The 22,631-nt window shown below is 53.8% G+C and carries 27 protein-coding genes and 2 tRNA genes; 18 read left to right on the forward strand and 11 right to left on the reverse strand.

The annotated features are described in order from the left end of the window. Positions 1-165 precede the first annotated feature (165 nt). The 5 genes from PHN51_03055 to PHN51_03075 form a co-directional block, all read right to left on the reverse strand. Entirely contained in the window at positions 166-1,458 is a 1,293-nt protein-coding gene (locus tag PHN51_03055) for an ABC transporter substrate-binding protein (GenBank protein MDD2817759.1), read from the reverse strand. A 169-nt stretch (positions 1,459-1,627) separates the two neighbouring features. Next, positions 1,628-1,987 carry a hypothetical protein gene (locus PHN51_03060; protein ID MDD2817760.1) on the reverse strand — a complete coding sequence of 120 codons (360 nt, stop codon included), beginning with the start codon at positions 1,985-1,987 and terminating at the stop codon, positions 1,628-1,630. Between the two features lie 94 nt (positions 1,988-2,081). Next, a tRNA-Arg gene (locus PHN51_03065) sits at positions 2,082-2,157 on the reverse strand. A gap of 109 nt (positions 2,158-2,266) precedes the next feature. After that, positions 2,267-2,410, reverse strand: a complete 144-nt coding sequence (locus PHN51_03070; protein ID MDD2817761.1) for a hypothetical protein — start codon at positions 2,408-2,410, stop codon at positions 2,267-2,269. 255 nt (positions 2,411-2,665) lie between these two features. Continuing rightward, entirely contained in the window at positions 2,666-3,523 is an 858-nt protein-coding gene (locus tag PHN51_03075; GenBank protein MDD2817762.1) for a 3-methyladenine DNA glycosylase, read from the reverse strand. 64 nt (positions 3,524-3,587) lie between these two features. On the opposite strand from PHN51_03075, the gene PHN51_03080 reads away from it, so the two are divergent. Together PHN51_03080 and PHN51_03085 are read left to right on the forward strand one after the other, a co-directional pair. Beyond that, a complete protein-coding gene (locus tag PHN51_03080) occupies positions 3,588-4,340 on the forward strand; it encodes a potassium channel family protein (protein MDD2817763.1) in 753 nt (250 codons plus the stop codon). A 22-nt stretch (positions 4,341-4,362) separates the two neighbouring features. After that, complete coding sequence (locus tag PHN51_03085) at positions 4,363-4,512, forward strand: hypothetical protein (GenBank protein MDD2817764.1); 150 nt, start codon at positions 4,363-4,365, stop codon at positions 4,510-4,512. Positions 4,513-4,521: 9 nt separating this feature from the next. Here the strand turns inward: PHN51_03085 and mscL are convergent, their stop codons facing one another. After that, on the reverse strand, positions 4,522-4,899 hold the full coding sequence (gene mscL, locus PHN51_03090; protein MDD2817765.1) for a large conductance mechanosensitive channel protein MscL: 378 nt from the start codon (positions 4,897-4,899) through the stop codon (positions 4,522-4,524). Between the two features lie 10 nt (positions 4,900-4,909). Continuing rightward, entirely contained in the window at positions 4,910-5,368 is a 459-nt protein-coding gene (locus PHN51_03095; protein MDD2817766.1) for a hypothetical protein, read from the reverse strand. Positions 5,369-5,829: 461 nt separating this feature from the next. On the opposite strand from PHN51_03095, the gene PHN51_03100 reads away from it, so the two are divergent. Then, positions 5,830-6,219 carry a CrcB family protein gene (locus PHN51_03100; GenBank protein ID MDD2817767.1) on the forward strand — a complete coding sequence of 130 codons (390 nt, stop codon included), beginning with the start codon at positions 5,830-5,832 and terminating at the stop codon, positions 6,217-6,219. Next, on the forward strand, positions 6,216-6,581 hold the full coding sequence (locus tag PHN51_03105) for a CrcB family protein (protein ID MDD2817768.1): 366 nt from the start codon (positions 6,216-6,218) through the stop codon (positions 6,579-6,581). Before PHN51_03100 ends, PHN51_03105 begins: the two co-directional genes overlap by 4 nt. On the opposite strand, the gene PHN51_03110 is transcribed toward PHN51_03105, so the two are convergent. Further along, positions 6,562-7,158, reverse strand: a complete 597-nt coding sequence (locus PHN51_03110) for a 5-formyltetrahydrofolate cyclo-ligase (GenBank protein ID MDD2817769.1) — start codon at positions 7,156-7,158, stop codon at positions 6,562-6,564. The genes PHN51_03105 and PHN51_03110 overlap by 20 nt on opposite strands. A gap of 41 nt (positions 7,159-7,199) precedes the next feature. On the opposite strand from PHN51_03110, the gene PHN51_03115 reads away from it, so the two are divergent. The 3 genes from PHN51_03115 to PHN51_03125 all read left to right on the forward strand — a co-directional run bounded on the left by PHN51_03115 (position 7,200) and on the right by PHN51_03125 (position 9,536). Beyond that, complete coding sequence (locus PHN51_03115; protein MDD2817770.1) at positions 7,200-8,096, forward strand: UTP--glucose-1-phosphate uridylyltransferase; 897 nt, start codon at positions 7,200-7,202, stop codon at positions 8,094-8,096. Next, entirely contained in the window at positions 8,093-8,695 is a 603-nt protein-coding gene (locus PHN51_03120) for a GNAT family protein (GenBank protein MDD2817771.1), read from the forward strand. Before PHN51_03115 ends, PHN51_03120 begins: the two co-directional genes overlap by 4 nt. An 85-nt stretch (positions 8,696-8,780) precedes the next feature. Next, positions 8,781-9,536 (forward strand): hypothetical protein, encoded by a 756-nt coding sequence (locus tag PHN51_03125; GenBank protein MDD2817772.1) that lies wholly within the window; start codon positions 8,781-8,783, stop codon positions 9,534-9,536. A 6-nt stretch (positions 9,537-9,542) separates the two neighbouring features. On the opposite strand, the gene PHN51_03130 is transcribed toward PHN51_03125, so the two are convergent. Then, on the reverse strand, positions 9,543-11,087 hold the full coding sequence (locus PHN51_03130; protein MDD2817773.1) for a phospholipid carrier-dependent glycosyltransferase: 1,545 nt from the start codon (positions 11,085-11,087) through the stop codon (positions 9,543-9,545). Between the two features lie 33 nt (positions 11,088-11,120). Here PHN51_03130 and rsmI point away from each other — a divergent pair, with 33 nt between their 5' ends. The 5 genes from rsmI to PHN51_03155 are packed head-to-tail and all read left to right on the forward strand — an operon-like array spanning position 11,121 to position 16,250. After that, complete coding sequence (gene rsmI, locus PHN51_03135) at positions 11,121-12,002, forward strand: 16S rRNA (cytidine(1402)-2'-O)-methyltransferase (GenBank protein MDD2817774.1); 882 nt, start codon at positions 11,121-11,123, stop codon at positions 12,000-12,002. 10 nt (positions 12,003-12,012) lie between these two features. Next, positions 12,013-13,620, forward strand: coding sequence for a methionine--tRNA ligase (gene metG / locus PHN51_03140; GenBank protein MDD2817775.1), 1,608 nt, complete (start codon positions 12,013-12,015; stop codon positions 13,618-13,620). Continuing rightward, the gene (locus PHN51_03145) at positions 13,617-14,459 is read left to right on the forward strand and encodes a TatD family hydrolase (GenBank protein MDD2817776.1); all 843 of its coding nucleotides are present in this window, start codon (positions 13,617-13,619) and stop codon (positions 14,457-14,459) included. The genes metG and PHN51_03145 overlap by 4 nt, the downstream gene beginning before the upstream one ends. After that, a complete protein-coding gene (gene rsmA, locus PHN51_03150) occupies positions 14,453-15,301 on the forward strand; it encodes a 16S rRNA (adenine(1518)-N(6)/adenine(1519)-N(6))-dimethyltransferase RsmA (protein MDD2817777.1) in 849 nt (282 codons plus the stop codon). The genes PHN51_03145 and rsmA overlap by 7 nt, the downstream gene beginning before the upstream one ends. Before the next feature lie 37 nt (positions 15,302-15,338). Beyond that, positions 15,339-16,250, forward strand: a complete 912-nt coding sequence (locus tag PHN51_03155) for a 4-(cytidine 5'-diphospho)-2-C-methyl-D-erythritol kinase (protein ID MDD2817778.1) — start codon at positions 15,339-15,341, stop codon at positions 16,248-16,250. Here the strand turns inward: PHN51_03155 and PHN51_03160 are convergent. Then, complete coding sequence (locus PHN51_03160) at positions 16,247-16,972, reverse strand: TetR/AcrR family transcriptional regulator (GenBank protein ID MDD2817779.1); 726 nt, start codon at positions 16,970-16,972, stop codon at positions 16,247-16,249. The genes PHN51_03155 and PHN51_03160 overlap by 4 nt on opposite strands. Before the next feature lie 2 nt (positions 16,973-16,974). After that, complete coding sequence (locus tag PHN51_03165) at positions 16,975-17,967, reverse strand: acyl-CoA desaturase (protein MDD2817780.1); 993 nt, start codon at positions 17,965-17,967, stop codon at positions 16,975-16,977. Between the two features lie 119 nt (positions 17,968-18,086). Here PHN51_03165 and PHN51_03170 point away from each other — a divergent pair. From PHN51_03170 to pth, 6 genes are all read left to right on the forward strand, one after another. Continuing rightward, positions 18,087-18,157: transfer RNA gene (locus PHN51_03170), tRNA-Gln, on the forward strand. A gap of 26 nt (positions 18,158-18,183) precedes the next feature. Continuing rightward, positions 18,184-19,005, forward strand: coding sequence for an alpha/beta hydrolase (locus tag PHN51_03175; protein ID MDD2817781.1), 822 nt, complete (start codon positions 18,184-18,186; stop codon positions 19,003-19,005). 51 nt (positions 19,006-19,056) lie between these two features. Continuing rightward, positions 19,057-20,511: a bifunctional UDP-N-acetylglucosamine diphosphorylase/glucosamine-1-phosphate N-acetyltransferase GlmU gene (gene glmU, locus PHN51_03180; protein ID MDD2817782.1), complete on the forward strand. Its 1,455-nt coding sequence runs from the start codon at positions 19,057-19,059 to the stop codon at positions 20,509-20,511. Beyond that, positions 20,508-21,509: a ribose-phosphate diphosphokinase gene (locus PHN51_03185; GenBank protein MDD2817783.1), complete on the forward strand. Its 1,002-nt coding sequence runs from the start codon at positions 20,508-20,510 to the stop codon at positions 21,507-21,509. Before glmU ends, PHN51_03185 begins: the two co-directional genes overlap by 4 nt. Positions 21,510-21,619: 110 nt before the next feature. Continuing rightward, entirely contained in the window at positions 21,620-22,036 is a 417-nt protein-coding gene (locus tag PHN51_03190) for a 50S ribosomal protein L25 (GenBank protein ID MDD2817784.1), read from the forward strand. Between the two features lie 12 nt (positions 22,037-22,048). Continuing rightward, positions 22,049-22,630 (forward strand): aminoacyl-tRNA hydrolase, encoded by a 582-nt coding sequence (gene pth, locus PHN51_03195; GenBank protein MDD2817785.1) that lies wholly within the window; start codon positions 22,049-22,051, stop codon positions 22,628-22,630. Position 22,631 lies beyond the last annotated feature (1 nt).

Consider the following 22,631-nt stretch of genomic DNA (forward strand, 5'->3'; position numbering starts at 1 on the left):
TTGGCTCGAATCGGCTCTTTTCACTAGTAATAGCAACGAATGATACGCAATCGTTACCAGAATTCAGGATAAAATAGGACTTATGCGACGGCAATCGTTATCCAGAAATACAACTGTGGCGGGCCCCAATAAGGGACCCGCCACAGTTGTGACACTCAGTTGTGATTATCCGAAGACAACCTTGCCTGTTGTGGTGTCGATGATCTTTCCACCGCAGGTGGTCTTTGCGTCAGGCACGAGTTCAGTGCCCTTTGCAGTTGTGAACCAGTTACAGGTGATTGGGTTGCCGTTTGGCATGATGCCCTTTGGAACAAACGAGACCTTGCCTGGAAGCATGCCAGCACCGTCGTAGCTGGTGACCTTGCGAAGGTTGCTGATGAACGATGCGCGTGTTGGGCACTTGCCAGCAACCTTGAGACCCTTAATGAACAGGTCGGCACCGACGTAGCCAAGTGGAGCAGCTGGTGCGTAAGGGTTGATGCCAGCAGCCTTCATTGCTGATGCGAAGGTCTTCACCGCGCGGACGTTCACACCAACAGGTGCGGTGCCGTAGGTCTGACCAAGTGCGCCATCAAGAGCACCGTTTGCAGTCTTCAACACTGCTGGGTCTGAAAGACCAGCCACTGCGAATGACTTCAAGGTGACGCCCTGCTGCTTGAGAGCCTGTGCAAGAGAGATTGCGCCATCGATGTAACCCGAGTAGTTGACCGAGTCAGCACCTGAGTTCTTAATGCGCAGTGCTTCTGAAGTTGCATCGTGAGCGCCAGCTGGTGAGTCAGCAATACGAAGAGCAACAGTCATGCCGCCCATCAGCGGCACGAGGTTTGCAAGTGCATTCTGTGATGCTGCAGCGCTTGCTGTTGCGTGGTTGATGATTGCAATCTTTGTTGCACCCTGCTGCTTCTGCTTCTCGAGAACGAGGTTGGTAGCAAGCGTTGGTACAGCACTGGTGGTTGCGCCAGCGTCACCGAATGCGTTGATGTCGGTGCCGAAAGCTGCGTTTGAGAAACCAGTGATAGGAATGCCAGCTGACTTCAACGTTGGGTACATTGAAACAGTTGACGTAGTCGAGGTAAGGCCGAAGACACCTTCGCCGAGGGCCTTCTGGACCTGTGCGATTTGCTGTGAAGAGTTCGTGGCATCGTCATAAATGTTGAGCTTGATCTTGCGACCGTTGACGCCACCCTTGGCGTTTTCTTGGTCAACACGAAGCTGAGCACCCTGTGATGCACCCATGAACGTTGCAGCGGCTGGGCCTGACTTTGAACCAATCCAGCCCATGGTGATCTGGGTTGGGGTTACGCCAGGGGTAGCTGCGCAGGTTGCGTTGGTTGCAGCGGTTGGCTTTGGAGCTGGTGCAGCCATGGCAGAAGTTGCCACAACGCTCAGCAGCACTGAAGCGCTTGCGCCGGCAGCAAGTGCTGTCGATACGCGCGTTTTGTGCGAGTAGTTGAACATGAATCCTCCTTGAACCACCCACACCATGTGCGTGGGCTTATCGGTAATTTTCCGCGGATAACGCCCTAATTGCTAGTTATAGGGAAGAAAGATGCTAAATCGTTACAAATATCTGTTTACCGAATCAAACGGACATTTCCGGCGACCTTTAAGCCCAGGCCGAGCCCAATCAGGAAGGCGAGGTGAACCAACGCCGAGCAGAAGGCATGTGCGCGAGCAGTAGTAACGCAACGGTGGCAGCGACCAGCACGATCGCATGCCAATTCACGAAAATGGTAAGGACGCTGTCACCCACAAAGACGAACCACATGGCCCAAATGGCGTGAGTTGAGTGCAGCGAGGTCATTCGCCAGATCGCCACATGTGCTCCACCAAGGATCAGGCCTAGGCCCAGAGTGACCCAGACATGAGTCCCGTCAATGAGGGCGCTGACTATCTGCGAGAGCCAAAACACAATGCCTAGTCCAGCGAGTGCATGAATAATGACAATGGGTACAGGCCCAAAGCGGCTTGGCGTCTGGGAAGTCATGGACGCACCATAGGCGCCAAGGTGAAGAGCGCGCGTCTTCTTCACACATGTGAATGATGAAGCCGCTGAATCGAATCAAAGCGTGACGTAAACCTGGTGGCCCCGGGCAGAATCGAACTGCCGGCCAATGGTTTAGGAAACCACTGCTCTATCCCCTGAGCTACGGAGCCGTGAAACGGCCCCAAGTCTGGCAGAGTGCCGATCTGGCTGGCTGAGTGGTGGCACCGCCGTAACGGCTTTCCCCTCAGCCAGCGCAGATGTGCTCTAGCGGGGATTTATTTAGATTGCGCGAGAGAAAATTGCGTCGATCTCGGCTAGCTCACTTGAGCTCACAGCATTCGCGCGAAGGCGATCCCAATCGCGATACATCGCATCGGTCTTGCTGATGTGTGACTTACCAAATAGTGCATTAATGAACTTCATGGAGTTGTGCTCCTTTGAATTGCGCAAGTGATTGCTGCGGCTTGTGGCCTGCTCACACTTGCTATGTGTTGTGTTGACGTACAAATTCTCCCATGGCAAATGGGTATGTAACGAAGCGTGAAGTGGTCTAGGTCATAAACACTGTGTGAACAAAGGAATTTTGTGAGGAAATGCTGATCAAAGAATCAAGAATCTCGTTTGCGGAATGTCATTCTTATGAGTGTTTAATGTAATGCGAGATATTTACACGCTTTGTTACATCGCTTGCGAGCAAAGATTTCTCAAATGATCGAGCAACTGCAATCGCAGTTCAGATCCTGACTCGTGTAACGCTTTTTGGCGCGTGATGTATTCAGTGCGACCTTCGTTGGTTTCCATCAGAATTGGTTCGTAACCAAGTGCGCGTAAGTCATAGGGCGAAGCTTGCATGTCTAGAGTGCGCGCCTGACGAGCAAGTTCAAAGCAATCAGCCACAAATTCGCTTGGCAAGTATGGGTTGGCCCACATGGCATATTTGTAGAGATCCATCGTCGCGTGAACGCATCCGGGCTGCTCAAGTTCGGGTTGGGTTTCGCGTGTTGGTGTGATGATATTCAGCGGCTTTGAGTCTTGAGTAAAAAAGCGAAATGCATCGAAGTGTGTACACCGCAACCCAACTTCATCCACAAGGTCGGCAATTTTTTCAGTGCCCAATCGAAGGGCATAACTTTCATGTCGTACTTCATCTGGTTTGAGCTTGTAGACCATTGCCCACTCGTGCATTCCTAAGCAATTGAAAAGTGGTTGTTTAGTCGAAGTGTTGTTCAGGATGGTGATGGCAAGTTTGAGACGCGGTTTGCGCTTTGTGATCCCTGCTCGGTTGAGGGTGATCCCTGCGTCGGTACACAGATAGTCCTTGTGATCGAGAAACTCTTGCGCATCATCTTCAAGAACGACACCAAAACCTGGGTGCCAAGTCTGGAGTTTTCCAATTGAGTAGGGGTAGTAGTCAAAAAGAAAGTCATCAACGGGATGCTTTTCACCCACGTACTTTCGTTCCAGGCGAGGACGTACCCACGGTTCTACTCGAGCAGCGTGCGCAGCCTGCCGATCGCGCCACTCGTGTTCTTTCACAGATTGATCGTACGTTGCGCGTTTCGTCCTCGGTTTTTCTGTGTGCAATTCCTAGGCTCTTCCCATGAATTCACCACAAGCGCCTGTCACGCGTAGGCAAATGTGGATCGAAATCTATGAAAAGAAGACGTCGAACCTACTTTCGTTCCTCGCACTGATTTACCTGTTCACGTTTTCCGTCCAAACCATCTGGCATCGGCCAGGAACAACCTGGTGGACCTTGCTTGATGACTTCGGCAAGGTGCTCTGGCTGCTGTTCGCGCTTGATCTGTTATTCCGATTCATCATGGTGAAGCCAAAGAAACGGTTCTTCCGTACCAACTGGCTCGACACCATCACCGTCGTATTGCCACAGTTCCGCGCGCTTCGTGCACTCAGCGCATTCAACAGTGGGGGATTCCTGTCGAAGAAGGGATTCCTCTCCGGTAGCGCTATGACCACGGCGGCGATCGGCGTGGTGTTGGTCGTGTGGGTTGGCGGGCTCATGGTGCTCAACGCGGAGCGTGGAGCTGCTGGCGCGGAAATTACGTCGCTCGGTGATGCCTTGTGGTGGGGTTTTGAAACCATCACGACAGTTGGTTACGGCGATTTCGTGCCAGTGACAGCTCTGGGTCGGATCTATGCAGTCTTGGTGATGTTTGCAGGTATTAGCGTGCTGGGCGTGGTTTCTGCAGGTATGGCAGCAACGCTGGTCAAGAAGTCGACGAATCAAACCCCTCAGGAGACACCAGCCCAATCTGTGCTTGATCAGATCAATGAGCTCAAAGCAATGATTGAGAAGTTAGAGGCAAAGATTGATGGGAAAAACGGTTCGTAACTGTTCGACGTAGGCTTCTCCCATGTCCGTTGATCCAACACCTCCCGAAACAGAGACGCCAAAGAAGTTGGTTGTTGATTTACTTCCTGATGTCACGCGTGATGAAGAAGGCGGCTTTGAATCTCGCGATGATTTCTTGCGAGGAGAAGTTCCACCACATCATGGTGGCTAAAAAGCGAAGTTAAGAGGACTGTTGTTCTTTCAGTAAGTCGCGGATCTCCTGCAGAAGTTTGACGTCAGCAGGCGTTGCATCAACAGTGCCTTGGCCGGTTGCCTTGCGGTAGGCATTCATCGGCACAACAAAAACGAAATAGATCACCGTCAACGTAATAAAAAACGTGATGAGTGCGTTGATCAACATCGAGAAATCAATAATCTGACCGCGAATGGTGACGGTTCCGGCATCGATTCCACCGCCGAGGAATATCCCTACAACAGGGTCGATCAGGGCTTTAGTGAATGCGCCAACCAAGGTGGAAAACGCAGCACCGACGACAAAGGCGACGGCAAGATCAATGACATTGCCGCGAAGGACGAAAGTCTTGAAACCTTGAAACATGTGAATCCCCTCAAGAGCGTGCTGACGTAACGACAAGGGTAAGGGACGCGGATGCGCCAGCTGCTGCCACTTGCACTGAATCCTGTGAAGGTACGGCGACCACGATGAGTGATTCATCCCCGGAACTCAAGACACTTGATGGACTCCCCTTACTCATCACGCGCGCATGTTCAGTGATCACCACGGGTTCTCTGTCATCGAAGAGCTGAATGAGGCGAACGGTATTTCCAAGTTGGGCTGCGCCAGCAAGTTGTTTGTCAGCAAGCAGGATGGGCACTGCAACCTCATTGGTAGTGAGGGAAGTGACGATGGATTCAGGCGTACCTGTTACGGCGGCAGTATTTGCTCCGCCCGTGACCGTACCGAGAAATAGCAACGCGGCTAAGCCAGCGCATGCAGCAGCAACTAGGCGCCGATGTTGAGCTACAGCGATCCGAAGATTCGCGAGAATTGTGGAAAGTTCGCCCATTGAGGCAGCGTAAGTAGTTTCAGGGTTGAAGGAAAACGGTTATCCACAGCTCAACTTGAAGCTGGTGAGCTGGTACCACTGGAACTTGATGAGGTGCTAGGACTGCTCGCCGCTGGAGTTGATGCGGGGCTGCTTGTTGGAGCGGGTGCACTTGAAGATCCGGCATCTGAACTTCCAGAGCCTGACCGTGAATCAGTCCGGTAGAAGCCTGAACCTTTGAACATCACGCCAACGTTGTTGAACAATTTGCGAAGCGTGGGTTCCTTACATTCTGGGCAGTCCACGAGAGTGTCATCCGACATCTTTTGCACAACCTCAAGCTCAGCGCCGCAGTTGGAGCATGAGTATTCGTAGGTTGGCACTGATTCCTCCGGAGTTGACGCACAAGTTCTTCTTCTCCAATTGTGCCCGGTGACCCTGAACTAAACCAATTCAGGTGTGTGCCCCCTATGGTTTTGCAGGTGAGCACCCGATTCCCACTTCGTCTGCTTTCCGTGATTGCACTTGGAGGAATCGTCGGTGCTCTGGGCCGGGTAGCGATTGCAGAATTCTTCGGTAGCGGCTCAACACAGCAGCTTGCTGCAACCTTGTGTGTCAATATCTTGGGGGCTTTGGCCATTGGCGCGGCTTTGCCTTGGTTACGTGAGCGCACCGCAAGCCCCTGGATACAGCCATTTCTCATCACTGGAGTCCTCGGTGGCTTCACCACCTTCTCCACCTTCGCTGCTGATGTCGTACTCACCGCGGAATCTATGAGCGTGACGGTTCTCTATATAGCGGTGACCCTGGTTGTTGGTCTCCTGGCTGTTCCAATTGGAACTTGGGCGTATCGAAGTGTGCGTGTCAGATGAACCTTTCAACGATGGGCTGGGTTGTTTTAGGTGCTGGAGTTGGCGCACCTACGCGATATGTCATTGACCGATTTGTTACGGAACGCACGGCGGTCAGTCGCATTCCATTAGGTCTCCTCGTAGTGAATGTTGTTGGCTCTGTGCTGTTAGGAATTGTGCTTGGGCTTCATAACCCGACCTTGGCAATTGTTGCGGGAAGCGGTTTCTGCGGAGCTCTCACAACATTTTCTGGATTCGCATGGGAAAGCAATGCGTTGTGGTGTGAACGTAGGTCAGCATTCTGGGGATTCGTGGTGTTGATGACGGTGTTATGTGTTGCCAGCTTCTGGTTAGCGTGGTCGATCACTTCTGCGTTGGCGTGATGTAACGAACGCGCGCGTTGGTGACAACAACGTCAACGCGAGCATCGTGTGATTCAACAGGAATATCTTCTTGGTCTTCTGAGTCATTGACCACTGCAATTAACAGCGGGGGAGACTCAAATTGCGCTAGCGCTCGGTCATAAAATCCACCACCCTGACCTAGGCGATGTCCCATCGGATCAATTGCGAGTGCAGGTAACACGATCACCTGTGCCTCTCCAAGATCAACAATTGCGTTGCCCTGCGCTTCACGGATACCAAAAGCACCGATCTGTGTTGGCGTAGTTCGTTCAGTGTCCACCCAGGTCAGGGCTTCACCCACAACGCGAGGAGTGAGCACCTGAATATCGCGGGACCAGAGCTCATCGAGTAATTCATCGGTGCTTGGCTCACTTGCAGTTGAGAAATACAGCGCAATACAGGTCGGCCGAAGGGGATTGATAACTTCGAGCACCCCATGGGCGAAGGCTCGACCAGCTTCAGCGCGTTCGAAGGGGGCCTGCACTGCGCGGGCGGCACGAATCCTTCTTCTCGCGATCGCTTTTTGTTGCGAGGTTTCCGAAGAATTGGCAGTCACGAATCCATCGTGCCCCATCTTGGCCGGCTAGGGTCTTACTTATGTCGAAAGTCGTCCGTAAAGCCGTGGTGCCTGCAGCAGGCCTTGGGACCCGCTTTCTTCCAGCCACTAAAGCCACGCCAAAGGAAATGCTTCCTGTCGTAGATAAGCCAGCTATTCAGTACGTGGTGGAAGAAGCCGTAGCTGCCGGACTCGAAGATGTCCTCTTTATTACTGGTCGCAGCAAGCGCCCGCTTGAAGATCACTTTGACCGCAATTTTGAGTTAGAAGAAGCCTTAGAGCGCAAAGGTGATGAAGAACGCCTTGGCTTGGTTACTGAACCAACAGAGCTCGCTCGCATTCACTACGTGCGTCAGGGCGATCCATTGGGCCTAGGTCATGCGGTGCTTGTCGCGGAAAACCATGTCGGTGACGAGCCGTTTGCCGTTCTTCTTGGCGATGACCTCATTGATCCACGCGATCCGATCCTGCCGCGCATGATGCAGATACGCGAAGAACATGGCGGATCAGTGATCTGCTTGATGGAAGTTCCGGCTGAATCAATTTCGCTCTATGGCTGTGCTGCGGTTGAAGTCACGAGCGAGAACGATGTGGTTCGAGTCACTGATCTCGTTGAGAAACCAGAAGCAGCACAGGCGCCAAGTTCTTATGCAGTCATTGGCCGCTATCTCCTTGACCCAGCAGTGTTCGAAGTGCTGCGCAATACGGCCCCAGGTCGAGCGGGAGAGATTCAACTCACGGATGCGCTTCGCGTGCTGGCAACGATGCCTGCCACTGAAGGTGGTGGAGTGCGTGGCGTGATCTTCGGAGGCCGTCGTTATGACACAGGCGATCGTCTTTCGTATCTCCAAGCCAACATCATGTTGGCTGCTGAACGTGAAGATCTTGGGCCAGACCTTCGCGCTTGGCTGCGCGATTACGTCGCAAAGCTCTCGTGAGCTGGCAAACAACCCTGATTGAAGGCGAAGTAGGGCTTCGCCCGATTCGCTTGCGCGATGCCAAAGCTTGGCGCGAAGTGCGCATGCGCAACTTGCACTGGTTAGAGCAGTGGGAGGCCACGGTTCCAGAAGAAGGCCGTATTGCAGGCGAAATTCCAGCTTCATTCGGTGTCATGGTGCGCACGTTGCATCGCCAAGCCCGGATGCGTCGGGTCATGCCCTGGGTGGTGACCTTCAATGGAAAGCTCGTTGGCCAATTAACCGTCGGTGGAATCGCCTTTGGGTCCCTTCGCTCTGCATATATCGGCTATTGGATCGATGAGAGGGTTGCTGGTCGGGGGATTATGCCCACTGCAGTAGCGATGGCATTGGACTATTGCTTCGAAGAACTTGAACTCCATCGCATAGAAATTCAGATTCGGCCCGAAAATGCTGCATCGCGACGAGTAGTGGAAAAATTAGAGATTCCAGAAGAAGGATTGCGTCGATCTTTCTTACACATCAACGGTGATTGGCGCGATCACATTTGTTACGCGGTGATTGCAGGTGAACGTCCGCAAGGATTTGTGAGCCATTGGCGCGCATCGCAATCGCATTGACGTATACCGGTACTTTTGCGACACGCCAAATGTCGTAATCGTCACATCCAACTTGTCCCGCGCTTAGGGGCTTAACGTACGCATCGTGACGGGATTGATCTATCTAGTGATCATCGCGCTTTGGGCTGCCGTTCTCATCCCAATTTGGCTGCGTCGTCACGATCAGGTCAGCGAAGTACGGTCAACAACTCGCTTCAGCACTGCAATGCGTTCGCTGGGTAGCCAGCGCTCTGGGGAAACTGTGGAAAATCGTCGTTCAGCTGCCAATCAATACCGCCAATCAGCGCATGAGCGGGCTGCGCAGCGTCGCACGATCGTTCTTGGTTCACTCGCGGGCCTGCTTGCAATCACCTTATTCATGGCGGTTGCTGGAGTTGTGCCAAAGATTCTGCCGATCCTCATGGCTGTACTCGTGGCTGCCTTTGTTGCAGCCACCGCAATGACTGCATCGCAGCGCACCTCCTCGAACACTTCACGCAACTCATCACGAAATGCCTATGTTGAGCCAACCCGCACTCGTCGCCCGATGACGCAGCCAGTAGCTCCCGCTGCTCCAGTTGCGCCCGCTGTTGACGATGACTGGGAAAACTGGAATGCCTGGGATGAAGAAGAGTCATGGGAAGCGGTTCCATCAACACTTCCTACCTACGTGAACTCACCGCGTGCTTCAGTGATTCCGCGACCAATCGATCGCAACCGCCCAAATGAATGGGATGGCGCAGCAATGGTGAATGCCGCGAACACGATGCGTCGTCGTGTTGACACCGCGAACGCTCCAGTTGTGGTGAATCATCAAGACGAAACGGCTGAACTGCCGATCGTTCGCGTTGCCAACGGCTGACATCCGCTAGATCCAGGTCGGCATCCACATGCGTAGATTCCACTGGTCATAAGGAATCACCTCACCTGTCCACACTGGATAGAACCACCATGCAGCAAGCACCACGGCTGCAACAAGTACGCCGATCGCAATTGCTCCGCGCTTCCTGCGTTCTGGTGTTGCATCCTGTGGTCCAAGTAATGCAGCGGCAGACATCGCCAGCGCAATTGCAAGAAACGGCATGAACACCACGGTGTAAAACGTGAAGATTGTTCGGTTGAGATACATCATCCATGGCAACCAACCTGCAGCGATGCCAACGAGCACAGCAGCAGAACGCCAATCGCGTTTACCTAGCCAACGCCACACTTGATAGACCACTGCGAGGATTCCAGCCCACCAAATAATTGGATTGCCGAGAGCTAAAACTTCAGAAGAGCAATAGTCAACCTCGCAGCCTTTGCTGTGATCCTTAATGTCAGCCCAGTAGAACGAAGTAGGGCGAGATTGCAGTAGCCAAGACCAAGGGTTGCTTGCATATGAATGCTCGGTTGTCAGCCCAACATGGAAGTTCCACATTTCTGAGTGATAGTGGAGAAGGGAACTGAGCGCTGCAAGCGCTCCCGTTCCTACTGCCCAGTTGCGATCCCAGCCTTCATCGCTCAGGAACCAACCCGACCACGTCGCAACATAAGTAATGAGCATGATCGCGAAACTGATTGCAACAGTTGGTGGGGCTGAGCGCAGAAGAGTTGCGCGCCAAGGCCGTTCAACACCAATGACTTTTCGCGTTGACACGTCCCACACCAATGACATCGCGATAAATGCCAGAGCGAAATAAATGCCCGACCATTTCACTCCGCATGCAAGACCAAGTGAAAAGGCAGCAGCCCAACGCAGTGGTCGCATGCCGAACTTTGGTCCCCACAAAGTTGCGGTGCTCGCGATGCCATGTTCTTGGATTTGTTTTGCCATGCGCTGGCGTACTTGATCGCGATCTAAGAGGTACAAGCCAAAGGCAATGAGTACGAAGAAGCCAAGAATGATGTCCAGGAGACCAGTGCGGCTCATCACAAGATGAACACCGTCTAGTGCAACGAAAAGACCGGCAAGTGCCCCAATGAGATTTGATCGGGTGAGCCGGCGGGCAATTCGTGCCGTGAGAAGCACGGAAAGGATCCCGATAATGGCAACGCTGACACGCCAGCCGGTCGGATTTGGTCCGAGGGCTAGTTCACCTAACGCGATGATCCATTTACCCAATGGCGGGTGCGCGATGAACGAACCGACATCAGTGAAGATATTGAGGTTGGCAATAGATCCGGTGTAGTCGAGAAGTTTTTGATCAGAACCGTCAACAGTTCCGTGCTCAACACCGAACTTGATCAGTGAAAGCGCATCTTTGGGGTAGTAGGTCTCATCAAAAATAATTGCATGAGGCTGCCCAAGATTGATCAGGCGAAGACCTGCACCGATTGCTGTGACGATCAGGGCACTCATCCAGCCTGAGGATCGTGGCATTGCAGGCACGAGCCGACTCGGAAGCGATTCGGTGTCGCGGGCCACAAGCACGCTGCCATCGTAGGTGGATGACAAGATGGCTACGTGACTGAATCGACGCAAAGCCCGATGGGTCGCATAGTTTTAGCGGCCACCCCTTTAGGGAATAAGGACGATGCATCTGCGCGACTGGTGAACTTGCTGCAGACCGCCGACATCGTGGCTGCTGAAGACACTCGCCGCTTGCGCCGCTTGGCCTCAGATCTCGGCATCGAAATCGGCGGCAAGGTGGTGTCGTATTTCGACGCCAACGAGCAGGCTCGCGCCATTGAGTTAGTCGACGCAGCGCTCACCGGCGCGGTCATTGTTGTGGTCACTGATGCGGGCATGCCATCCGTGAGTGATCCGGGATATCGCATTGTTGCGCAAGCCGTTGTTCGAGGAGTTCCGGTTACCGCTGCCCCTGGCCCTTCAGCAGTATTAATGGCGTTAGCGGTTTCTGGATTGCCCGTTGATCGCTTTTGCTTTGAGGGCTTCTTGCCGCGTAAGGGCGGTGAGCGCTTGGCTCGGATCGCCGATCTCGCAGCAGAAGCACGCACCATGGTCTTTTTCGAGGCCCCACATCGCATTGAAGCCATGCTGAGCGCTTTGGCTGAAGGTCTAGGCCAAGATCGCCTCGGCGCAGTCTGTCGTGAACTCACCAAAACCTATGAAGAGGTAAAGCGAGGCACCCTGGCGGAACTGGTGATCTGGGCTGGCGAAGGTGTGCGGGGAGAGTGCACAGTTGTGATTACTGGCGCATCAATGGATGAGCGCCGCAGTGTTCAAGGGCTGGTCACCCCAGCTGATTGGGTGAAATCAGTGCACGCCCGTGAGGCAGCCGGAACCGATCGGAAAGCTGCGATTGCCGAAGTGGCTCAGGAGGCCGGAGTTCCGCGCCGCGAGGTCTACGACGCTGTGGTCCAAGCCAAGGCGGCCAAACCGTAGGATCTGGCCCATGGCCTCGACGAATACATCGGCATCTTTCTATGTCACCACGCCGATTTATTACGTCAACGATGCTCCACATATTGGGCACGCCTATACGACCGTTGCCGGTGACTTTCTCACTCGCTGGCATCGTCAGCGTGGGGAAAATGTCTGGTTCCTGACCGGAGTCGACGAGCATGGCACCAAGGTGCAGCGAGCAGCTGATGCCGGCGGCGTCACCCCGCAAGCATGGGTTGACCGCTTAGTCACTGCCGACTGGCTCCCCGTGCTTGAAACTGTGAATGCCAAGAACGACGACTTCATTCGCACGACTGAAGAGCGTCACATTGAAGCGGTGCAGCGCTTTTGGGAAGCAGTGCGCGAAAACGGTTACGTCTACGCAGCGCCTTACGAAGGTCCGTACTGCGTGGGTTGCGAAGAGTTCAAACTTCCAGGTGATCTCGTTGCTGGCGCCGGTGAATTTGAAGGGCAGCAAGTGTGCCCCGTTCACGGCCGCCCAGCTGAGCAATTGCAGGAAGAAAACTGGTTCTTTAAGCTCTCGGCTTTCGCAGATCAATTGATCGCGCATTACCAAGCACATCCGGAAGCTATACAACCGCCAAGTGCATACAACGAAGTCATGAGCTTCTTGCGCAGTGGCTTGGTTGATATCTCAATGTCGCGATCAAGCGTGGGCTGGGGAATTCCACTTCCTTGGGATGAAAAACAAACGGTGTACGTCTGGTTTGACGCACTCTTGAACTACATCACCGCAATCGGATACGGCCAACCAGCGGATAGCGATGCAGGAAAGCGCTTTGCTGAAATTTGGCCAGCAAATGTTCACCTCGTCGGTAAAGACATTCTGCGTTTCCACGCGGTCTACTGGCCGGCGATGCTGATGGCGGCAAACCTTCCGTTGCCAGGCAAGGTATTTGCCCACGGTTGGTTGCTCGTCGGTGGCGAGAAGATGTCAAAGACCAAACTCACCGGCATCGCCCCTTCGCAGATCATTGATCACTTTGGTTCGGATGCATTCCGTTATTACTTCTTGCGTGCAATTTCCTTTGGTAGTGATGGCTCTTTCTCATGGGAAGACATGAGTGCGCGCTACGTTGCTGAATTGGCAAACGGACTTGGCAACTTGGCATCACGTGGCACTGCGATGGTTAACCGCTATTGCGAGGGCAAGTTGCCAGCAGCCGGAGTTGCAACGGCAGCAGAAACAGCGCTGTCAGATCAACTCGCAACTGTTGTTGCGGATGCAGAAGCTGCGATGGATCAGCTGGATTTCTCAACAGCCATTGTTGCCGTTAAGGGTTTTGTTGATGCGGTGAATATGTATGTCACAGAGCAAGAGCCCTGGGTTCTGGCGAAAGACGAAGCACAAACAGAGCGTCTTCATACCGTGCTGTACACAATCTGTGAATCGCTGCGGGCAATGTCAGTGCTCTATTACCCATTGATGCCAAACACCATGGGCGAACTATGGAATGACCTGGGTGCAGCAGCGACCCTTGGCGCGATTGATGATCAGCGCATTGGAGATGTTGCCCGGTGGGGTCAATTGCCTGTTGGCGCACCAGTTACTAAGGGGGCGGGCTTGTTCCCACGCCTGGAGGAAGTTGCCGAATGAGCATTGCGTCGCCCGTGGCATTAGTTGCACCGGTTATTGATACGCATTGCCATTTAGATATTCATGACCGCCATCTTCATGGCGGGTCAATGCCCGACCCTGACACGTTGATTGCACTGGCTGCTTCGGTTGGTGTCACACGAATCGTGCAAATCGGTTGCGATCTTGAAGCAGCACGCCTTTCTATCGAGCTTGCAAAAACACGACCAGCACTCGTGGTGGGTGTTGGACTGCATCCAAATGAAGCACCGCGTATTTTTGAAAAAGAAGGCCGCGTGGGGCTCGAGGCTGCATACGAGGCCATCGCATCCATGGCTCGCGAAGATGTAGTACGAGCTGTTGGTGAAACGGGGCTCGACTACTTCCGTAGCTCAGAAGAGTTGCGCCCAATTCAGCAAGAGTCATTCCGTCGACACATTGCGATTGCCAAAGAAGTAGGAAAAACCTTGGTGATTCACGATCGCGAATCACACCAAGACGTCATGGACATCTTGATTGAAGAAGGTGCGCCAGAACGAGTGATCTTCCATTGTTTTAGTGGCGATGCAGCCATGGCGAAGTTCTGTGCTGATCAAGGTTGGTATCTCTCCTTTGCTGGCGTGGTGACGTTCAAGAATGCGACTGATCTCCATGAAGCAGCAACCGTGGTGCCGGATGAGTTGATCCTGGTAGAAACAGATGCTCCGTATCTGACTCCCGTACCAAACCGCGGCAAACCAAACGCCTCGTATCTCATGCCATTCACAGTGCGCGCGCTTGCTTCGTTGCGCGGCGTATCTGAAGAAGTGATGGCTGGGCATTTGTGGGCTAATGCGCAACGTGTGTTCGGTGAATGGTGAGCGGCTTGCTTGGCGCTCGCGAAATTCGAGAATTGGCGCAGGCCCTAGATATTCGGCCAACAAAAAAACGTGGGCAGAACTTTGTTATTGATCCCAACACGGTTGAACGCATTGTGCGACGTGCGCAACTTCCTGATGGTTGTCGGGTTCTTGAGATTGGCCCCGGGTTGGGAAGCTTGACTTTGGCACTTCTCCAAGCCGACCACGATGTGGTTGCTGTAGAGATTGAAACGCAATTTGCTGAGCAATTGCCAAAGACTGTTGCCGCGCATCTACCTGAATCCGCATCACGGATCACGGTTATTGAAGCTGATGCGCTCACTGTGACGTCGCTTCCTAGTGAAGTTACGGCCCTTGTTGCCAACCTTCCCTACAACATTTCAGTTCCAGTGCTCCTTCACTTCTTGGAGCTTTTCCCCAAGATTGAAAGCATGCTGGTGATGGTGCAAAAGGAAGTGGCCGATCGACTGGCCGCGGGCCCGGGCAGTCGGGTTTATGGAGTACCAAGCGTGAAGGCTCGCTGGTTTGGTGACGTTGAGTTGGTCGGAACAGTTGGACGAACAGTGTTTTGGCCAGAACCCAATATTGATTCTGGGTTAGTGCGACTGGTGCGTACTGCGCCACCTCAGTGCCAAGCCCCACGCGAGTATGTGTTTTCGGTTGTCGACGCAGCCTTTAGTCAGCGCCGCAAAGCACTGCGTGGAGCTCTGGCGCAATTTGCCGGTGGGCCAGATCGATCCGAAACGGCATTGCGTGCAGCAGGAATTGATCCTGGCGCTCGGGGTGAAACATTGACCGTTGTTGAATTCGCCCGCCTGGCAGATGCACTGGCGCGCGGCTGACTGCGCGTCAGTATCGCCGAGGACTTAGCCTTCACATATGCCAGCACATGAAGTAACTGTTCGCGTTCCCGCGAAAGTGAACCTGCAGCTTTCTGTAGGGCCGCGTCGTGAAGACGGCTTTCACGAACTGGCAACGGTTTTCCACTCTGTTGCGCTCCATGACGACGTCACAGCAGTGCGCATGCCAGCAGGTTCTGGAATTTCCTTGACCTGTGATGGGGAAGGCCAGGGCGATGTTCCACTGGACTCATCTAATTTGGCATGGCGGGCAGCTCAATTACTCGCTGAGGCGTCAGGTGTGAGCGCTGATGTTGCGATTCGTATTCACAAGCAGATCCCGGTCGCAGGTGGCATGGCCGGTGGGAGCGCGGATGCAGCGGGTGCTCTCGTTGCTTGCGATGCATTGTGGGGGTTACACACACCAAAGGCCGAACTTCACGAACTTGCAGCGGTGCTCGGCAGTGATGTGCCGTTCTCTCTTCATGGTGGTACGGCGATTGGTAGTGGTCGAGGCGAGCAGCTCACTCCGGTGTTGGCTAAGGGTTCATTTCATTGGGTTTTTGCCCTTGCGTCCGAGGGTCTCTCGACTGCTGCCGTGTACCAAGAGTGCGATCGTTTGCGTGAAGGAAAGCACGTGCCGGATCCGTACGTGTCAGACAACCTGATGCATGCGTTGCGAGTGGGTGACCCAGTGTTACTGGGCAAGTCATTAGATAACGATCTCCAGCAAGCTGCGTTTTCGTTGCGCCCATCACTTCAGCGGGTGATCGAAGCAGGGGATGAAGCAGGAGCACTCGGAGGAATTGTGTCGGGGAGTGGACCAACGTGCGCTTTTGTTGCACGTGACGGCGACCATGCACTCGACATAGCCGTAGCGCTGACATCAAGTGGACTCGTGCGATCAGTGAAACGATCCTTCGGGCCAGCGCATGGAGCGCGAATTATTTAGCGCGATTTACTGATGAGCTTGGGCTTGGAATCCATATTGCCCAAACCATTCCAGGCCAAGTTAATCAAGTTAGCAACCACTTCGTCCTTTTTCGGCTTGCGCTCTTCCAGCCACCATTGCCCAGTGAGCGCAACCATGCCAACCAACATTTGCGCATACATCGGTGCAAGTTTGGTGTTGATCTTGTGTGCCTTGAATTGCACAGCAAGTAATTCTTGAACATGCGCTGCAATGTCACTGATCACGCTGGCAAAAGATGGTGAGTGCTGGAAGCCAACGATGGCAGAGTCTGAATCACTCATAGTTGGAGCATCGCGAACCAAAATACGGAAACCATCTGGGTCGGCGTCGATGTAATCGAATAACGCCATTGCTGCGCGCTCTAATAAAATTCGTGCACTAGAAATTTCTTCCGGTTGCACAGTAAGAGCCTTGGTAATCGCAAGCAGGAGGTCATTCATTTCGCGATCAACGATCACTGCATAAAGGCCTTCCTTGCCTCCAAAGTGTTCGTACACCACAGGTTTTGAAACGTCGGCCTTTGCCGCGATTTCTTCAACGCTGACAGATTCAAAACCCTTAGCGGCAAAGAGCTTGCGTCCAATAGTGATGAGTTGTTCGCGTCGTTCATGCCCTGTCATACGTACGCGCTCACGCGGCACTGATTTAGGAACAGGATGTAACTGAGTTACGGAGTCGCGCGTAATTTCAGAAGTAGTCATGCTTATGCGGCCTTCTTGTACCCACGAATCCGTGGCGCCATAGAGGGATCAACGAGTTTGCGTTCAAGGCGTTCTACTTTTGGCCAGCGCACGTCATTTGCAAGGTGCAGCACTTCAAGGGTGCGAATAAATACCGCACTGAGATCAATTTGGCCTTTGAGAACACCATGCCGAGCTGAGGTTGGTTCCGCGTGATGCAGGCTGTGCCAAGACTCGCCAAAGGATGGAATTGCCAGCCACCACACGTTGGTTGACTTATCGCGCGACTTAAACGTGCGCTTTCCCCAGATGTGACAAACAGAGTTAATTGACCAAGTTACGTGGTGAATAAATGCAGCGCGGAATAGGCCTGCCCAGAAAAAGGCAGTTACAGCTCCCCAAAATGACCAGGTAATCAGTCCGCCAAGGATCGCTGGGATCAAGAGTGAACCTACGACGAGTGCTGGGTACCACTTGCTTAACAGGCGTAGGTCATCGTCTGCATCAATATCTGGCGCGTATTGCGTGACAGGTGTTTGTTGTTCATCAAACAACCATCCAGTGTGCGCATGCCAAAAACCCTTAAGCAATGGGAACTTCACATCACCTTCTAGCCAAGGTGAATGTGGGTCGCCTGGTGCATCAGAAAACTTGTGGTGCTTGCGGTGGTCAGCAACCCATTGTGCAACTGAACCTTCAAGTGCGTAGGAGCCCATGACGGCAAGAGCGATCTTTACACCGCGCCCAGCTTTGAATGATCCATGTGTGAAAAAGCGGTGATAGCCAACAGTGATGCCTAAGCCGGTGATTGCCCAGAACAAGACAAACAGAGCGATGTCGACCCATGAAAGGAATCCACCCCACGCAACCGGAATCGCTGCAAGCACCGCAAGGAAGGGAATGACGACAAAAACACCGACCGTGATCCGCATGGACAGCGGCTGGAGTTGAATTTGATCAGGCGCACCTTCGGGCGGCAACTGGTCAATGGGATCGACAGCGGGGGAAATGGTCACAAATACTCCTTAGCGCCAGTCGTAAATCTCAAGACCTACGGTTGCGTAACTTACGGTAGCGTAACCAAGTCGCTTTCGCAACGCGAGGGCCTAGCCAATATCGTTTGCTGCTCAAACAATCCCGGGTCGTCTAGCGGCAGGACAGCGGACTTTGAATCCGTCAACGGAGGTTCGATCCCTCCCCCGGGAGCTCTCGCTCTAGCGAAGGGTGTCCATATGGACCAGCACGATCATGTTGTTGAAGTGGCTGGGGCGCCAATTCATTACTCGGTCACCGGCAACGGCGATACTGCGGTGGTCCTTACCCACGGCTTCAGAGCTCACCATGTGTGGTGGGCCAAGGTAGTTCCGCTTCTTGCTGAGAAATACACGGTCGTGGCCTTGGATCTCAGCGGTAGTGGCGATAGCGGGCACCGTGATGCCTATGGCATCGATATCTGGGGCCAGGAAGTCAACGCAGTGCTCGACGATGCTGGCATTGACAAGGCACTGATGGTTGGGCACAGCTTGGGTGGAACCTCAGTGGTGATGGCGGCAACCCAAGCTCCGGAGCGGGCCCTTGGAGTGATTGCCATGGATACCTTCATTCAAGGTGAAGGACGCATGCGACCAATTGGTGCCGCCGCGGCCAGCCCTGTTCGGTATTACGAAACCAAGGAAGACGCTGTGGGTCGCTTTCGGTTGATGCCACCACAAGAGGGTGACGATCCAGCATTGCTCGAACGCTTGGCCCATTACGGGGTCAAAGCTGTTGATGAGCGATGGACCTGGAAGTTCGACCAGGTGGTCGCTCCTCAAATCGACGAAGAGCGACTCAATGCCAGCATCGCGGCGCTCCAAGTGCCGTTCCACTATGTGCACGCAATGGAAAGCACCGTTGTCGTCCCAGAAGTTGTGACGTTCATCTTGAGTTTTGCCCCAGAAGGAACATCTGTCACTTATGTTCCAGAAGCCAAGCATCATTTGACCGTCTCGCACCCTGAAATCTGCGCTGAAGTGATTGATCGTTTTGCTCAGGAGTGGAGCGCTGCGCGCTGATCTTTGGGGGAATCACGCTTCACGGTTCCCGAGCCGATAGTCTCAGTTCTCGTGACGCGACCTGCAGCCGTAGTGATTCTTGCTGCTGGCGAGGGCAAGCGGATGCGCTCGGCCACTCCGAAGGTTTTGCACCATGTTGCTGGACGTTCACTACTTGGCCACGTCCTTGAAGCTGCGGCCACCCTTGAACCTGAGCATGTGATCGTTGTTGTGGGCCATGGACGCGAACTGGTCGCGGCTCATGTGGAAGAAATCGCACCGTGGGCCTCAACTGTTGTGCAAGAAGAACAACGAGGCACGGGGCATGCAGTGCGCATTGCTCTGACAGAGATGCAGGCTCGAGGAGTTTCACTTGATGGCGGGCCAGTTGTTGTACTGACTGGTGACACTCCATTGCTCACAGGCGCGTCATTGGTTGCGCTCGTCAATGAACATGATGCAACGCAGGCACATGCAACCGTGTTGACGGCGAAGCTTGACGACGCGTCTGGTTACGGTCGCATTGTTCGCGATGCGGCAGGTGGCGTACTTCGCATAGTGGAGCACAAAGATGCTTCGTCAGATGAATTGTTCATTGATGAAATCAATTCAGGCATGTACTGCTTTGCTGCAAGTGACCTGACTCGACTCCTTGCAAACATCACTACTGACAACTCGCAAGGTGAGGAGTACCTCACCGACGTGATTGGTTTCCTTCGCGATGAGAACGCTGTAGTTGCTGGATCTATGTGCGCTGACTCAAGCGAAATTCTTGGTGTGAACGATCGGTACCAGCTCGCCGAAGCAGCAGCCATCATGCGCGATCGCATTAATGCGCAGTGGATGCGTAGCGGTGTAGCAATTCTTGATTCAGCCACAACGTGGCTTGATGTTGACGTTGAACTTGAGCCCGATGTAACAATCCTTCCGAACTGCACTTTGCTTGGCCCAACATCAGTTGCTGCTGGCGCAAAAATTGGCCCGGGCACAACCTTGAATTCATGTGAAGTGGGCGCGAATGCTTCAGTCATTCACACGTGGGCCCAGCTCGCAGTGATTGGCGATGAAGCAACTGTTGGTCCGTTCTCGTACTTGCGCCCAGGAACAGTGATGGGCACCCATAGCAAGGCTGGGGCCTTCGTAGAAATCAAAAACTCAAACATTGGCGACGATGCCAAAGTGCCGCACCTGAGTTATGTCGGCGACGGCGATATCGGTGAAGGTTCAAATATCGGTGCCTCCACCGTATTTGTGAACTACGACGGCGTTGCCAAGCACCGCACTACCGTGGGAAAGCACGTACGTATCGGCAGCGACACCATGTTGGTAGCCCCAGTCACCGTGGGTGACGGGGCCTACACCGCAGCGGGATCAGTCATCACCGAAGATGTACCACCAGGGTCGATTGCTATTGCTCGAGGACAACAACGAAATGTGTTGGACTGGGTATTGCGTCGACGCCCTGGAACACCAGCAGCACAAGCAGCACAAGAAGCACAAAAAGCCAATGCACAGGAGGAAAAGTGAACCTGCAAGAGTTTCCAAACCGCAAGCGGATGGTGTTGCTTGCGGGCAGGTCACATCCCGAGCTCGCACAAGAGGTAGCTGAGCAACTCGGTATTCCACTGTCACGCACCCTGGCCTATGACTTCGCCAACGGTGAGATCTTCGTGCGCTTCCAGGAATCTGTTCGTGGTGCTGATGTGTTTGTGCTGCAAAGTCACACCACGCCAATCAATAAGTGGATCATGGAGCACCTGATCATGGTGGATGCGTTGAAGCGTGCATCCGCAAAGCGCATCACGGTGATCATGCCCTTCTACGGATATGCCCGCCAAGACAAGAAGCACCGCGGACGTGAGCCAATCTCGGCACGCCTCATTGCTGATCTCTTCAAGACAGCTGGTGCGGATCGCCTCATGACTGTGGACCTGCACACCTCGCAGATTCAAGGTTTCTTTGATGGCCCTGTTGATCACCTATTCTCACTGCCACTGCTGGCCAAGTACGTGGGCAATCACATTGACCGCGATCGCATCACGGTGGTGTCACCAGATGCTGGTCGTGTGCGCGTAGCCGAGCGCTGGACCGACGAGCTCGGCGCACCGCTTGCCATCATTCACAAGCGCCGCGACCCAGACGTACCAAACCAGGTCAAGGTCTTCGAAGTCGTGGGTGACGTGAAGGGCCGCGTGTGCGTGGTCGTCGACGACATGATCGACACAGGTGGAACCATCGTGAAGGCTGCAGAAACCCTCTTTGAGAATGGCGCAACTGAAGTCATCGTGGCGGCAACCCACGCGATTTTGAGTGATCCGGCCCGTGAGCGTTTGCAGAATTCGAATATCACCGAAGTCGTGGTCACCGACACCTTGCCGATCCCTGAAGATCGTAAGTTCCCCAAGCTCAAGGTGCTCTCAATTGCGCCGATATTGGCTCAGGCAATTAATGAGGTCTTTACCGACGGATCGGTCACCAGCCTGTTTGAGGGAAGCCCTGATTCGGAAGATGCCTCCTCTCACTGATAGTGTCCTCATCTCTCCTCGGCGAGGGTTCGCATGAACCGTGATCGACGAAGGTCAGCGCTATCCGCGCTCTGCCGAGGCTGACTTACGAGTAAACGAGGAGTTTCACAGTGTCAACGATCGCCATTTCTGCCCAAGAGCGTTCCGACTTCGGCAAGGGTGCAGCACGTCGCCTGCGCCGCGAAGGCTTGGTCCCTGCAGTGATCTACGGCCACGGCACTGAACTTCTGCACGTTTCACTTCCAAACCATGATCTTGATCTTGCACTTCGCAAGTCATACATCGTGTTGTCAGTGTCGTTGAACGGCAAGACCATTTTGGCTATGCCACGTGACATTCAGCGCGAACCGGTCAAGCGCTACCTCGAGCATGTTGACCTCATCGTCATCACGCCAGAAGAAGCAACCGCTCGTACCGCATTCGGTGTCAAGGCAACTGCTGATGCAGCCGAAGCGCTTGCAGCAAATGAAGCAGCACGCGCTGCTGAAGCACCTGCAGCTCCAGCAGCTGAGGCCGAAGCTCAGTAAGGCCTGTTGCCGATGACCTGGATGATCGTTGGGCTCGGCAACCCTGGTCCGGAGTACGCAACCACCCGCCACAACGTTGGCTTCATGGTTGTCGATGAACTTGCTGCGCGAATGCGTGGCACGCTGAGTCGTCATAAGCGCGCTGTTGCTGGTGTAGTTGAAGGTCGAATCGGAAACCCGGGTGCAGATGCGCGGGTAGTTCTCGTAGAGCCGTGGTCATTCATGAACACCTCTGGTGGACCAGTCAAGGCACTCATGCAGTTCTACGACGTTGCAGAAGATCATCTTGTGGTGATTCATGATGAGCTTGACCTTCCGCTCGACACCGTGCGTATCAAAATAGGTGGCGGCGACAACGGTCACAATGGTTTGAAGAGCATTCGTAAATCTCTTGGCAATGGTGATTACGCACGCGTGCGAATTGGGATTGGCCGCCCAGTTGGTCGCCAAGATCCCGCTGACTTCGTATTGAAGTCTTTTGCTGGAACTGAACGCGATGTCATCCCGAATGTGATTCAACGAAGTGCTGACGCAGTTGAAACGCTTGTACTACATGGAATTGAACGAGCTCAAAACGAATTCAACGGAGGCTGAG

The organism is Candidatus Nanopelagicales bacterium, from assembly GCA_028687755.1.
Classification (GTDB): Bacteria; Actinomycetota; Actinomycetes; order S36-B12; family S36-B12; genus UBA11398.